The organism is Bacillus sp. AC266 (assembly GCF_979253805.1).
In genome coordinates this window covers 804,634-817,936 of record NZ_CEEDEC010000002.1, presented here as the reverse complement: position 1 = coordinate 817,936, position 13,303 = coordinate 804,634, and the positions used below count along the sequence as shown (strand labels likewise).

The window sequence follows — 13,303 nt, the reverse complement described above, 5'->3', positions numbered from 1 at the left end:
TTCATTGTAACAATGATTATGCAAAGAAAGGGATGATTTCGTTCGTAAAATCTTTACAACGATAGACAGCATTTTCATCATCATGTTCACTATTACCAATTTATGATAAAAACAAACAAAAAAATACACGAATCTCTTCGTGCATTAAAATAAAACATCTTCTTCATATAAATATTCGTACGATAAATCTATAAATAAAAAGTTTTCATCATCAATCGGGAATGAAAATGTTCGTACCATTTCACCAGTTTCGATATCAGCATATAAATCTGAAAGTCTTGCCTTATTCTCAAAACGCATTTTCATTATATTTTCTAGAAAATACGGGCGCCAGCTCCAGTTCTTCATATAATACTCTGGCATAATGATCCATCCACCATCTTTTTTCATAATATTACCCGATTGTTGAAAACCATCTTCATTACAAATAAATATCCGAAAACTATATTGTGATATGCTTTGGCTAAATTGTAATAACCAATCATTTATATCTTCATTCTTTTTTTGTTTTGACAGAACATCACCAATTCGATCACGTAACATCTCTGTTAAATTATAAATTTTTTGCAACTTCTTCTTCTCATGCAGAATAAATTGATGACATTCATTACCAAGTCGCTCTTTTAAAACATTCGTTTCAATAAAATCAGGTAAACATTCTTTCAAATAATTACCTTGATAATACCTACCACCGTTTTTCCAAGCATATTGTAGTTGATAAAAAGCATCAATTTCTTCATATAACAATGTCGCACCAATTCTTCTAGCAAGTAAAGATAAGGAATATAAAATATCTTGATAAGATTGTAAAAGTGCAGTTTGCCTTAAATTTGTTAAATCTACTTTTAAAATATCCGGTGCTAACACGCTAATACGCTCTAAATTACTTGTACCCGTTCCGACTTTATTAATCGAAATTTGAATACCATATGTACGATAATACATGAGTAAATGATTAAATTGTTCTATATCTTCTTTACATTCATGTTCTGTTATTTCCAGAACAATGCGTTGTAAGTTCAAACCTTGTTCTTCATACATCAGCAAAAGTTGAAGTAAACTTTCATCTTCATCATTCATTAATACATTAGCATTCCGATGTATAAATAATAATAATTTTTGATCCGTTTCTAAATACCTATTTAACGCTTTTTCTACGATGATGTTATCCGCTTCAAGTTGGAACTCACTCGGAATAGAATCATCATGGAAGAAAGATGCTAAACTTTGTATGCCCTCTTCTGTTTGAATTCGTCCTACAACTTCATATCCAATTATTGTATGCTCATCAGCACTAAAAATAGCTTGATAATAAGGAAGGACTTTATCCAAGTTACTCATTACATCTAATGCATCTATCAACGTGCTTCCCTCCCTTTACTTTTCAAAAATTATAACACGATATTTACGGAAAAATAATAAAAAATCCCTTCAGTTTTCCTGAAGGGATTAGAGGGGTAAAATGCTAAGGGGAATTAGCAATTCTACTATGAAGAAAAAAGAGGTCTTAAATATAACGTATATATCCCCTCTTGTAAACACATTTCTTTTAAGTGTCACAATTTCGTCATATTTTACCACAAAGAAATGAATAAATCATTCGTTTTTTTCATCCCTTTTAAAATGGATATTGATGCAAATGCTGGCCACCATCCATTGTCATACAAGTTCCATTTATGTATGCAGCTTCATCTGAACATAAATAATAAGCTAGACCCGCAATTTCTTCTGGTGTCCCCAGCCTACCAAGTGGGACACTTTGTATTGTACGCTTAGCCATTTCTTCTGAAATCCATAATTTATCGGCACCACCTGTACGTTCAATTGGTCCTGGTGCGATAGCGTTAACTCGTATTCCATATTTACGTCCCCACTCAACAGCAAGAGTTTTTGTCATCGCTAATACACCAGCTTTAGCTGCTGCCGAATGGATAACCCCTGGGCCTGCATCCCATGCATAAGTTGCCACCATGTTAATAATATTTCCTTTTATACCTTTTTCAATCCAATATTTCCCAATAGCCTGACTACAATAAAATGTACCATTTAATACAATATTAATTACCGAATTCCAGCCATTCACAGATAAGTCCTCTGCTGGACAAATAAAGTTTCCAGCTGCATTATTTATTAAAATATCAATTCGTCCAAACTTCTCATCAATATGTTCAATCATTTTTTGAATATCATCAGTATTTCGTACATCCATTTGTACAGATAATACTTGGCCTGGAAACTGTTCAATTTCTAACTTTGCTTCTTCTAGCTTTTCTTTTGTACGCCCTGTAATAACAACACGTGCCCCTTCTTTCGCAAAACGTATCGCCATCCCTTTTCCCATTCCACTTGATCCACCTGTTATAATAACTACCTTCTCTTTCACATACATCCCCTCCAAAAAATGAATACACATTCATTTTATCACTTTATTTGATAGAAATCTTTATATTTTTCAATTTTTCTGATATTTTAACGTAAAGAGGTTTCTTTTCGTTCATTTTTTTCGTAATCTATACTACTTTTTTAGTATTTAAAATATATTTTTAAAAAACTGAAGGGAGGTTCGAGTAACCTGTATATGAAGAAAATTACAAGAAGAAATTTTTTAAAATCTGGAATGCGCACTTGTCTATGTTCATTTATAACCGCAAGCATCGGCTATTATTATGCTAAATATATAGAGCCCTATTTGCTTTCTTTTACGCAACACACACTTAAATCACCACTCATACCAAAAGGTTTTCATGGTATGAAGATCCTTCAATTTAGCGATTTACATCTAGGATACTATTTCTCTCTCCAACATTTATCTCAAATCGTTTCCAAGATTAATGCTGAAAAGCCAGATATTGTCCTTTTTACTGGTGATCTCATTGATGATTACCAAACATATACCGAGGCTTCTTTTGTTGCATCCATTTTAAAGAATATACAGGCACCCTTCGGTAAATTTTCTATTTATGGTAACCACGACCATGGCGGATATGGAACTGAATACTATGATCACATCATGCGCGAATCTGGATTTGAACTTTTGCAAAATAGCGAAAAGCGAATTCGTTTACTGGATAATAGTGAAATTTCTATTTTCGGACTCGATGATATGCTACTGGGTAAACCAAAAATAGCGGAAACTTTACAACATGCAAAACAAAATATTTATACAATTGTTCTCGTTCACGAACCAGATATCGCGCCACAAATCGCTACATATCCAATCAATCTTCAACTTTCTGGTCATAGCCATGGCGGACAAGTACAAATTCCTTTTTTAGGTGCTATTATTACCCCGTCGCTTGCAAAAGAATATATTGAAGGTTTCTATAACATTCAAGGTTTGACTCTCTATGTCAATCGAGGTATTGGAAGAACACGTGTCCCATTCCGCTTTATGTCAAAACCTGAAATTACACTCTTCATCCTACAACATTCGTAACAATTCGCCTATTTCCTTACATATCCTTCCTTGTACTCGCTCATCCACGCTTGGTCCACCATATGATAAAAATGAGTCCAGTAAAGGAGGTTTGTTCATGTATCCATATTATCAACCGATCCCAGTTCGTTCAGCACCTTTTGGCCCAGCAGGCGACTCACGCTTCTTTCCATTTTTCGGTGTTCCATTTCTAGCTGGAATTGCTGGCGGACTGCTAGGCGGAGCATTAGCTTTCGGGCCTAGACCGTTTTATCCGCCTTATCCACCGCCTTTCCCACCACCAGCACCTTTTCCTTGTTACGGAGGGCCTTGTCAACAACCATACTATTATTAATTTAAACCAACCATTCTTCTAATGTTTTTCTCTCAACGAACCGACTCATCACACGCCTATAATAAAAACTATTCTCTCTACTCATCCTTCCATTTTGAGAATATATGAGTAGAGAAAAAAAGTAAAAACCTCTTAAATTCAATAAGAGGTTTTTACTTTTTTCACACTATTCAGCGTCTGTATTTTGATACGCCATCTTAAATAAATTCACTTGGCTATCAATTTCTTCTATACTACTATTAATTATATAATAATAGTCACCATCTTTATTTTGTTCACGTGTTTTCACATTATCAGCTAAAACCAGCTGTAAAATTGCCTTTATTCTCGCTTTCATTTCAATATCTAAAATTGGGAAGGATATTTCTACTCGTTTTTCCATATTTCGCGTCATCAAATCAGCTGAAGATAAATATATTTTTTCATCTCCATTATGATGGAAATAATAAATACGACTATGTTCTAAATATCTTCCAACAACACTAACTACACGAATATTTTCACTTACATTTGGAATCCCAGGTCTTAAACAACATGTCCCTCTAACGATGAGCTCTACCCTTACCCCAGCTTGTGATGCTTCATACATTTTTTTTATTAACGGTTTATCTGTTAACGAATTCATTTTAGCGATAATATATCCATTTCCATATTGTCTATGATAACGGATTTCCTCATCTATTAACTCCATAAACTGCTCTCTTATATCAAACGGGGCAACAGATAAATGATGAAAATGCGGTTTTTTTGTATAACCACTCAAATAATTAAAGAAATTTGTTGCATCTACACCAAAGTCTTTTCGCGATGTAATATATCCAAAATCGGTATACAACTTCGCTGTTGCATCATTATAATTTCCGGTTCCAAGATGTACAAACCTTTCAATTTTTCCGTTTCTTCTTCTTACAACTAACGTAATTTTACTATGCGTTTTCAAGTGACTTACTCCGTAAATAACGTGACATCCGGCCTGTTCCAATTCTTTAGCCCAATGAACATTATTCTCTTCATCAAACCTTGCCTTTAACTCAACCAATACCGTCACTTGTTTTCCTTTTTCAGCTGCTACCTTCAGCGCCTGAATTATTGGAGAATCTCCACTTACACGATATAATGTTTGTTTAATCGCAAGTACATTCGAGTCATCTGCCGCATCACGGACAAAATCAACGACTGGCTGAAACGACTCAAAGGGATGGTGTAATAAAATATCATGTTCTATCGCTTTTTCAAATACATCTTCCTCATCACCTAAATCTTGAGGAGGTTGAGGAATAAGAGCCGGATATACTAGATGTTCATATAAAGGCGCTAATTTTTTATATAAGGAGAATAAACATGTTAAATCTAACGGTCCATCCATCATGTACACATCTTCATCTTTTACTTCTAACACATCATACAATAACGCTAACACTCTTTCATCAATGTGTTCTTTACCAACTTCTAAACGAACGGCAGCTCCCCACTTACGCTTTTTCAATTCTTTTTCAATTACTTTTAATAAATCGCGTGCACCTTCTTCATGGATCGTTAAATCCGCATTACGTGTAATACGGAAACGAGTAACAGGCGATACGTTATATCCTGTGAATAGTTTATGAGTAAAACCACTAATTACATCTTCTAATAAAATAAATTTATGTTTTTGCCCTTCACTCGGTAAAAATATGAAACGCTCCAGTAATGAAGGCACTTGTACAATTCCTAACTTCGTACGATTTTCTTCCTCAGCCTGTTGCTCATCATATAAAATAGTAGCTAAATTCAAACTTTTATTTAATAACATTGGAAATGGACGATACGCATCAATAGATACAGGGGTTAAAACCGGAAATATTTGTTCATCAAAATACTCCTCGATAAATTCCCTTTGCTCTTTCGTCAAATCATGGAATGTTAAACGCTCAATCCCCTCTAGTTCAAGCGCTGGCAATACATAATTTTTAAACGTTTCATACTGCACAGTCATTAACTCATGCGATTTTATCGCAATCTTATTTAACTGTTTCTTTGGTGTTAAACCTGCTTTATTTTCTGGCTGATTAAATCCCGCACTTACTTGATCTTTCAAACCTGCTACGCGCACCATAAAAAATTCATCTAAATTCGAACTAAAAATACTAATAAACTTTAGTCTTTCTAATAGTGGATTATTTTCATCTTGCGCTTCTTGTAGTACACGTTCATTAAATGCTAGCCAGCTTAATTCACGATTATTATAATACGCTGTATCATTTAAATTTACTAAATTCCCCTTTAGCAATTCCATTCTCTTCACACTTCCCTTTGAAACTTTTTCACTATAATTTAGTTACTTTCATTTTATCAAATTACAATATTCCAAAGTGTTAATTTTCTGTAAAGACATCCGTACAACTTAACGTTTTGATTCAAATGATAAGTGAATATTTGTTTTCAATACTCTTTCTAGCTGCTTTTTTTGTTTTTCAGCTTGTACTTTTTCCGCTAATGCCGATTGCTCACATAAAATTCTAAACGTTAATCCTTCTTTATTTTCTGTTATGGATATCGTATCAACAAGCGATCTTTGTCTTACATTTAAAGCAGCTGAAAATTGTAAAACAGCGCCTAATAGGCGGATTTTTTTTTGTTCGCTTTTATCAAACCAACCTTCAAATGGAGATAAATGTTGTTTAAATAGCATTTTTGATTTATAAGATGCAATAAGCGCTAACCTCACTCGATCTTTATGCATCATGCCGTCAATTGTTTTATTTGCCAATAAATAAAACGTGTGTAAACGACTCGCTTCTTCGTCTATATATTTTCCAATATTAAATACTTTCGCTGCTTGATGGAATGCTTCCCAGTCTTTTATTGAAACAGAAATCAGTCCCATTTCTTCGAGTTGTTTACAAATCAATCTTCCATGTTTAATAAGTTGAATGACAAATTCCATATCCATTTCATATTCGTGTGATAACAAATGTAAGCTTTCTTCAACTACATTCGGATAATATGAAATCCCTAAATCTTTCGTCAACTCTTCATAGAAAACACCTTCTCTTAATCCTTTTTTGCTTAATACAAATGCCGTTGCTTCTATAATATTTACAAGCTTATGAAATACTTCAACCGCTGGAATAATTGTATCAGCTCGATCTTTTGCCAATCCTTCCATTTTCTGAAGTTCGATAAACGATTGTTTTTCCAATGCACCTTTTACATTTTCAATATCTTCTTCTTTCATTTTGTATAAATGTACTCCCGCTATAGGATAGTTTGTTAAATTTTGGTGGATTTTCGCTAAGTTTCTCGCACTACCACCAATTGCAATAAGAGGCAATTTCTTATCAATTAACCATGGTAACGTTCGAAATTGACACTCTAAATACTCTCGAATTTCCTCTAATTCATCTTTAGTAGGAATATCACCTTTAATAAATAGATGTTTTAAAGAAAGCGCACCAAAAGGAAAACTATGGTACTCTAAAATCTCTCTATTTTTAATATATGTAACTTCCGTACTTCCGCCACCAATATCTACTGTTATTCCTTCCGAAAACGAAGTAGAATTCATAACTGCTAAATAGCCGTAACGTGCTTCCTCATATTCTGATAATACTCTAAGAGTAAAGTCTGTTTGTCCTTCAACAAGTTTTTTAATCTCCTCTTGATTCTCAGCCTGTCTAATTGTTGCCGTTGCAACACAAAGTACATGATGCAACTGATGGAATTTTGTACTTTCTTGAAATTGAAATAATGTTTGTAACAATACTTCTTTACCTTCTTCATTCAAAACACCATCGATTAAATAATTTCTTAACCGAGCAACCACTTTCGTATTTTCAATTTCTTTATAAAAACCTCCATTTTGCTTTTCATAAATAACTAAACGCATTGTATTAGATCCAATATCTATAATGGCATATTGTAATTTTAATATTTCTTTCAAACTTCTCACTCTTTCATTATCAAATTTCTGAAACATATTCTATCACTATTATACAAAATAGTTGTTTTTTGTAACAATATTGCTTTAATATTGAAAATATATACAATTACTTTTTGCATATAATAAAAACCCATTTTATTTATGCTATAATAAGGAAAAATTGAAAGGAGAGTCAATATGAAACCTTCACAACCACAATCTCCATTGCATAATCAACATTCTATTAATAGACTAGCTCAATCTATTTTCGTTGTGAATCGTCATGCTAAAGCTGCAACTAACCCTAAGTACTTATATTGGTTAAAAAAGGCTGCTTTAGAACGCTTAATTACTGAAAAAAAGGCTATCAAAGAAGGATTACATTTTTCTAGAAATCCACGTTTTAGTCAACAACAATCCGATGTTCTTATACGTTTAGGTGATTATTTTTTCCATATCCCTCCTACGAAAGATGATTTTCGCACCCTACCGCATCTTGGTCACCTTGAATCCTCCTATCGAAATCCGAAAACAACCTTATCTTTAACAATAGCAAAAAAAACACTTCAAGATTATATTGGTCCTGAAGCATTAAAACAGGAAAAAAAATTAAGCGAACCAGTTCCATGGTATAGCCGTACCTATACAAAAAAATAAAACAGTTTGGCCTAATATTAGGCCAAACTGTTTTATTTTTTATCTTCCTTAATTTTAATATTAGCTTGTTTATAGAATGCAACTTTTTCTGTATTATATGATTTCGTATATTCATTAAACTTATCTTTTTCTGTCTCAATATCTTTATATGCTTGGTTTACTACCTTTACTTTCTCGCTAATATCTTTTAATTTTGTACCTTTATCTTGTAGCATTGTATATAATTCTTTTTCTTGCTTTAAAGATTTATTATAGCTATCGTACATCTTTTGGAATGAATCATGTCGTTTCTCATAAGTACTCTTTACTTTATCAGCCTGTTCTTTTAATTTATTATCTTCAATTTTCTTCACATGCTTATCAGCTGACTTCACTTCTTCTTGCGCTTTATTTAACGCCTCTTTTTCTTTAATAAGAACTTTTTCTCGTTCAGCTGTATTTTTCACCGCTTGATCAAGCTTATCCTTAACAGCCTGATTATTATCTTTTCCTTCTTGGACAATTTGATTATATAATACTTGACCCTCTTTCTCTAATGACTCTAATTTTTTCGCATCTTCAAACATTGTTTTTTCTTGCTTGGCAGCATTTTCAAATGCAACATATAGCTCCTCTTCTGGTTTTGGGCCAAAACAACCAGCTAGTAAAGTCATTGATAATGCAGTTACAATTGCTAATTTATTATATTTCAACATCTTTTCCCCCTATTAATAAACGACCATCGTGCCAAAAATCCCATGAAAAACATGTAACTTCGTTAGCTATTTCACGCTCGCATCTTTTTACGAAGATCATCAATAATTATTTATACTGCTTGTACAATTTTCGTACTTAAAATTATGTAATGTCTTAAAACATAAAGGTATTTTCCTTAATCTTACCTACTGCAAGAAACACTATAATGTTTCACCTGATAAAAGATGATCGTTGACCTCTCACGTCTATCATTCCCTTTCTCACTTTCTATCAAATAACCTCTTTGTCCATTTTACATAGTGCAAAGGGGACCTCGCAACTCTTACAAAGATTCTTTTAATTTCTTAAAAAGGAAAAGTGTAGAGCATGTTTTCCTCTACACTTTTAAACTGAAAACATTGTGCAAAATGCATTGACACATCCACACACAATTATATGCTGATTTCATATATTTTTAAAGACTTTTGTTACAAAAAAAAGTTTTCTTGTAACAAAAGACAAAAAAATGTTACAAAAAATCTTTATATCATACTTCTTTAAATCAAAGTTTCATTCATGACTTTGCAAGTTTCTATAATTATACAATTGATTTTGTGCCTTTCTAAACAAATCTTCAAAAGTTTTCCCTTCTATAGGATAACTTGCAGCCCCAAATAATAGTGTGACACTTAATAAATCATTCGCTATTTCATTTTGAATATTTTTGATTAATCTACTTGTTATTGTTGACTTTTCATAGCCATTATCAACAGCTACGATAACATATTTATTTTCATCCCACCTCGTAACTACATCGCCTTTTCGAACTGTCTTTACAATTGTACGTTCTACTCTTCGGACTAGCTCATCTAACTTTTTTTCTTGCACTGTGTCTTTTAATACATCCCATTCTTTTACGGAAAGAATATACACTGTAATATTACGAGAATCTCTTTCTGATAAAGCAGCTACTTTTCCAAAAAAATCAACGACAAAATCGTTATTCGTCATTCCTCCTACTTCAATATTTACACGCGTATTCGTTCTTTTATCGTACCAATGTCCAAAATAATAGCTTAGTATCATTTGCAATATATAAATAATAAAGACGGTTAAAAATGATCTCGAATCTAGCTTAGCAATTACATCCTGAAGTGCAATCCATTCTGTAACCGCAACTGTGTTCCCAAGTAATAATCCACTAATTTTCCCTTTATGTTTCATACTCTCCCCCTTTTATACCAATATATGTTTCTATAACAATAATGTTTTTCTATAAAATAAAAAATGTACATATTTAATGTACATTTCTACTTAAGCTTGTATACCTTTTCTATTTTATTTCATATATATACTATATATCGTTTTTAGGAAGGAGTGACCTATATGCCTCAAAAAGAAAATCTATTAGATATTATGCGCTTACTAGCTGGCTTTTTGTTATCATTAAAATTACTATTTAACTCTTTCGGAATAAACTTCATTACAAACGATCAAATTGACGCTATAGTAAATGTTATTTCATTTCTATTCATTCTATATTTTGGATACAAAAATAACTATATTGGAAAAAAGGGAGTGGAACAAAAGAAATTACTCAAGAAGCACAATCTTCATTAAAGAAGGAACCTTTCGCACAGGTTCCTTCTTATCATTTTCTGACAACCACTTCATTTGTTTGTAGCGGTCCATATGATACACCTTTATATTGAAATGTATATGTAGCCTGAAATAATGAATTGGGAGGAGCTTTATCTTTATTTGCTTTTATTTGACAAATTAATTCTACCTTTTCATTCGGTGATAAATTATCGATTCGCCACCTTACAAGCTGAAATAAAAACTCACTTATTCCCTTATCTGCTTTTAAAGAGTTTGGGATATACGCGAAATAATCACGAATCATATGACTTACAACTACTCGCGAAATCATTTCAACGCCTTTATTTTCAACTTCAAGTCGAATAATTAGTATGTCATTAACATCATAGATCATCTCATACGAAAATTTTTCTTTATACATACTACGGATTTGCAATGTGACTGCTACATCGGATGCTTCCGTGTCCTTTTTAGAACCATCAATCCACAAAACCGGCTGTAACGGTATAGAATACCTTCCTTGATCCGAAATTCGTTTCCATATTTTCATAATATATTCACCTCATTCCAGATATATCATCTATACAACTGTATTCTGCCTCTCGATGCAATGAACTACACTTAGAAAAAATATTTAGCTTGTTACAAATCATATTAAATTTTTCTTTTCCTTTTATCCTATTCGACAATATAAAGAAAAAACCATTTTTAATAGGTTGACACAGGTTATACTTTATTAAATATTTTTTACAATTTCCTTCCTTGACTACATAACAAAATAAATTCTTACTCTCTTTTGGTCAATATAATAAAGTGAAACTTTAATCAGTGGGGGGGTTGTCCATCACCCACTGATTATTAGCTTTTACCAATCGGGCTTTAACGGGCAGTTAAAGCAGCATAAAATAATTTGGCGGTAGAAAACATTTGCCTTTTAGTCAAATTTGACTATAATATAATTTATGATTTCCATCCTTTATATCATGTCAGTGCAATTTTTTATTAAATGAAGAGGAACGATACAAACTGTACATAAAGTTTTTTTATGCATTGCACTAAAAAACTTAAGTTAGTTTAATTTTTATTAAAGGAGGACTACTTTTGGAAGCACAACTATCAAAAAACGATTCAAGTAAAACAAAATTTGTTGTTGCTGGTTTACTACTTGGTATTCTAATGGCAGCAATGGATAACACAATCGTCGCAACTGCGATGGCAACGATTGTCGGAGACTTAGGAGGGTTCGACAAATTCGTTTGGGTCACATCCGCCTACATGGTAGCAACAATGGCCGGAATGCCTATTTTCGGTAAGCTGTCTGATATGTACGGACGGAAACGCTTTTTTATTGGCGGATTAATTCTCTTCTTATTTGGTTCTGCACTTTGCGGGACAGCATCAAGTATTGAACAACTAAGTATTTATAGAGCCATTCAAGGAATTGGTGGCGGCGCTCTTATGCCTATCGCATTTACAATTATGTATGATATATTCCCGCCTGAAAAACGAGGAAAAATGACCGGACTATTTGGTGCTGTTTTCGGAACATCTAGTGTTTTCGGACCTTTATTAGGTGCTTACATTACAGATTATATAAGTTGGCACTGGGTCTTCTATATTAATATTCCGTTAGGACTTATTTCCTTCTTCTTCATTACTAAATACTATAGCGAGTCTCTAGAATATCGAAAACAAAAAATTGACTGGGCTGGTGCTATTACGCTTGTCATTAGTATCGTTTGCTTAATGTTTGCTTTAGAACTTGGTGGTAAAGAATATGCATGGGACTCTAATGTGATTATTGGTTTATTTTCCACTGTTGTTATTCTGCTTATTATTTTCTTCTTCGTAGAAAGAAACGCAACCGAGCCTATTATTTCTTTCCATTTATTTAAAAAACCTTTATTTGCAGCTAGCCAAGGTGTTGCCTTTTTCTATGGCGCAGCTTTTATCATCTGTACAGTTTATATTCCAATCTTCGTTCAAGGTGTTCTCGGTGGTTCAGCCTCAAATGCTGGATTAATTTTGACACCTATGATGGTAGGATCTGTAATCGGAAGTCAAACTGGTGGACAATTAGCTTCACGAACAAGTTATCGTAACATCATGACAGTATCTGGAGTTTTCTTCGTTCTTGGTATTTATTTACTAAGTACTTTAACTATGGAAACACCTCGTACACTCGTAACAATGTTTATGGTGCTTGCTGGACTTGGAGTTGGATTCTCCTTCTCAGTTTTAAGTATGGCATCTATCCACAAACTAGAAATGAGAGATCGCGGTTCTGCTACATCCACGAACTCATTCTTCCGTTCACTTGGAATGACCCTTGGCGTCACGATTTTCGGTACGATTCAAAATCATGTTTTCACTGATAAATTAAAAGCAGTCTTCCCTCCTGAACTAGAAAAAATGGCTCCTAAAGGTGGAGACACAAGCTTTTTATTATCACCAAACGCTACTGAAAAGCTACCTCCTGAAGTACTGAGCGGAATTAAAGAGGCTCTTGCAACATCTATTGCTAATACATTTTTCTGGGCACTTATCCCAGCTACGCTAAGTATAATTTGTATTTTACTTATGGGAAATGAACGTCTTTTAACAGGACCAAAAACAAAGCAAAAACAAAAACAAGTAAGCTAATATAGAAAAACGAAACGGTATATCCCTTTATGAAAGAGGATATACCGTTTATAAT

12 protein-coding genes are annotated in these 13,303 nt (G+C 33.1%); 5 read left to right on the top strand and 7 right to left on the bottom strand.

The annotated features are described in order from the left end of the window. Nucleotides 1-144 precede the first annotated feature (144 nt). Both AC0IXC_RS11890 and fadH read right to left on the bottom strand, forming a co-directional pair. Nucleotides 145-1,362 carry an EAL domain-containing protein gene (locus AC0IXC_RS11890; RefSeq protein ID WP_002033827.1) on the bottom strand — a complete coding sequence of 406 codons (1,218 nt, stop codon included), beginning with the start codon at nucleotides 1,360-1,362 and terminating at the stop codon, nucleotides 145-147. Nucleotides 1,363-1,618: 256 nt separating this feature from the next. Beyond that, on the bottom strand, nucleotides 1,619-2,383 hold the full coding sequence (gene fadH, locus AC0IXC_RS11885; protein ID WP_002142976.1) for a 2,4-dienoyl-CoA reductase: 765 nt from the start codon (nucleotides 2,381-2,383) through the stop codon (nucleotides 1,619-1,621). Between the two features lie 195 nt (nucleotides 2,384-2,578). Here fadH and AC0IXC_RS11880 point away from each other — a divergent pair, with 195 nt between their 5' ends. Both AC0IXC_RS11880 and AC0IXC_RS11875 read left to right on the top strand, forming a co-directional pair. After that, nucleotides 2,579-3,436, top strand: a complete 858-nt coding sequence (locus tag AC0IXC_RS11880) for a metallophosphoesterase (RefSeq protein WP_215590129.1) — start codon at nucleotides 2,579-2,581, stop codon at nucleotides 3,434-3,436. A 97-nt stretch (nucleotides 3,437-3,533) separates the two neighbouring features. Next, a complete protein-coding gene (locus AC0IXC_RS11875; protein ID WP_002014830.1) occupies nucleotides 3,534-3,770 on the top strand; it encodes a hypothetical protein in 237 nt (78 codons plus the stop codon). 166 nt (nucleotides 3,771-3,936) lie between these two features. Here the strand turns inward: AC0IXC_RS11875 and AC0IXC_RS11870 are convergent, their stop codons facing one another. Further along, nucleotides 3,937-6,045, bottom strand: a complete 2,109-nt coding sequence (locus AC0IXC_RS11870) for a polyphosphate kinase (RefSeq protein ID WP_002014829.1) — start codon at nucleotides 6,043-6,045, stop codon at nucleotides 3,937-3,939. Between the two features lie 108 nt (nucleotides 6,046-6,153). Further along, nucleotides 6,154-7,728, bottom strand: a complete 1,575-nt coding sequence (locus tag AC0IXC_RS11865; protein WP_044442827.1) for a Ppx/GppA family phosphatase — start codon at nucleotides 7,726-7,728, stop codon at nucleotides 6,154-6,156. Between the two features lie 141 nt (nucleotides 7,729-7,869). Between AC0IXC_RS11865 and AC0IXC_RS11860 the strand changes: the two genes are divergently transcribed. Further along, complete coding sequence (locus tag AC0IXC_RS11860; RefSeq protein ID WP_215590130.1) at nucleotides 7,870-8,328, top strand: YkyB family protein; 459 nt, start codon at nucleotides 7,870-7,872, stop codon at nucleotides 8,326-8,328. 32 nt (nucleotides 8,329-8,360) lie between these two features. On the opposite strand, the gene AC0IXC_RS11855 is transcribed toward AC0IXC_RS11860, so the two are convergent. Both AC0IXC_RS11855 and AC0IXC_RS11850 read right to left on the bottom strand, forming a co-directional pair. Continuing rightward, a complete protein-coding gene (locus AC0IXC_RS11855; protein ID WP_002014826.1) occupies nucleotides 8,361-9,023 on the bottom strand; it encodes a YkyA family protein in 663 nt (220 codons plus the stop codon). Nucleotides 9,024-9,573: 550 nt separating this feature from the next. Continuing rightward, complete coding sequence (locus AC0IXC_RS11850; protein ID WP_215590131.1) at nucleotides 9,574-10,227, bottom strand: diguanylate cyclase domain-containing protein; 654 nt, start codon at nucleotides 10,225-10,227, stop codon at nucleotides 9,574-9,576. 162 nt (nucleotides 10,228-10,389) lie between these two features. On the opposite strand from AC0IXC_RS11850, the gene AC0IXC_RS11845 reads away from it, so the two are divergent. Next, complete coding sequence (locus tag AC0IXC_RS11845; protein WP_002014824.1) at nucleotides 10,390-10,623, top strand: phage holin; 234 nt, start codon at nucleotides 10,390-10,392, stop codon at nucleotides 10,621-10,623. A 31-nt stretch (nucleotides 10,624-10,654) separates the two neighbouring features. Here AC0IXC_RS11845 and AC0IXC_RS11840 read toward each other — a convergent pair whose 3' ends face one another. Then, nucleotides 10,655-11,155 carry a hypothetical protein gene (locus tag AC0IXC_RS11840; RefSeq protein WP_002033821.1) on the bottom strand — a complete coding sequence of 167 codons (501 nt, stop codon included), beginning with the start codon at nucleotides 11,153-11,155 and terminating at the stop codon, nucleotides 10,655-10,657. Between the two features lie 551 nt (nucleotides 11,156-11,706). Here AC0IXC_RS11840 and AC0IXC_RS11835 point away from each other — a divergent pair. Beyond that, entirely contained in the window at nucleotides 11,707-13,248 is a 1,542-nt protein-coding gene (locus tag AC0IXC_RS11835) for an MDR family MFS transporter (protein ID WP_002014821.1), read from the top strand. The last annotated feature ends 55 nt before the right edge of the window (nucleotides 13,249-13,303 follow it).

What these genes read in the sequence shown, in the direction of transcription:
- AC0IXC_RS11880 (WP_215590129.1), top strand. Translation starts at nt 2,579, where the DNA reads ATGAAGAAAATTACAAGAAGAAATTTTTTAAAATCTGGAATGCGCACT.
- AC0IXC_RS11875 (WP_002014830.1), top strand. Translation starts at nt 3,534, where the DNA reads ATGTATCCATATTATCAACCGATCCCAGTTCGTTCAGCACCTTTTGGC.
- AC0IXC_RS11870 (WP_002014829.1), bottom strand. Translation starts at nt 6,045, where the DNA reads ATGGAATTGCTAAAGGGGAATTTAGTAAATTTAAATGATACAGCGTAT.
- AC0IXC_RS11865 (WP_044442827.1), bottom strand. Translation starts at nt 7,728, where the DNA reads ATGTTTCAGAAATTTGATAATGAAAGAGTGAGAAGTTTGAAAGAAATA.
- AC0IXC_RS11860 (WP_215590130.1), top strand. Translation starts at nt 7,870, where the DNA reads ATGAAACCTTCACAACCACAATCTCCATTGCATAATCAACATTCTATT.
- AC0IXC_RS11855 (WP_002014826.1), bottom strand. Translation starts at nt 9,023, where the DNA reads ATGTTGAAATATAATAAATTAGCAATTGTAACTGCATTATCAATGACT.
- AC0IXC_RS11850 (WP_215590131.1), bottom strand. Translation starts at nt 10,227, where the DNA reads ATGAAACATAAAGGGAAAATTAGTGGATTATTACTTGGGAACACAGTT.
- AC0IXC_RS11845 (WP_002014824.1), top strand. Translation starts at nt 10,390, where the DNA reads ATGCCTCAAAAAGAAAATCTATTAGATATTATGCGCTTACTAGCTGGC.
- AC0IXC_RS11840 (WP_002033821.1), bottom strand. Translation starts at nt 11,155, where the DNA reads ATGAAAATATGGAAACGAATTTCGGATCAAGGAAGGTATTCTATACCG.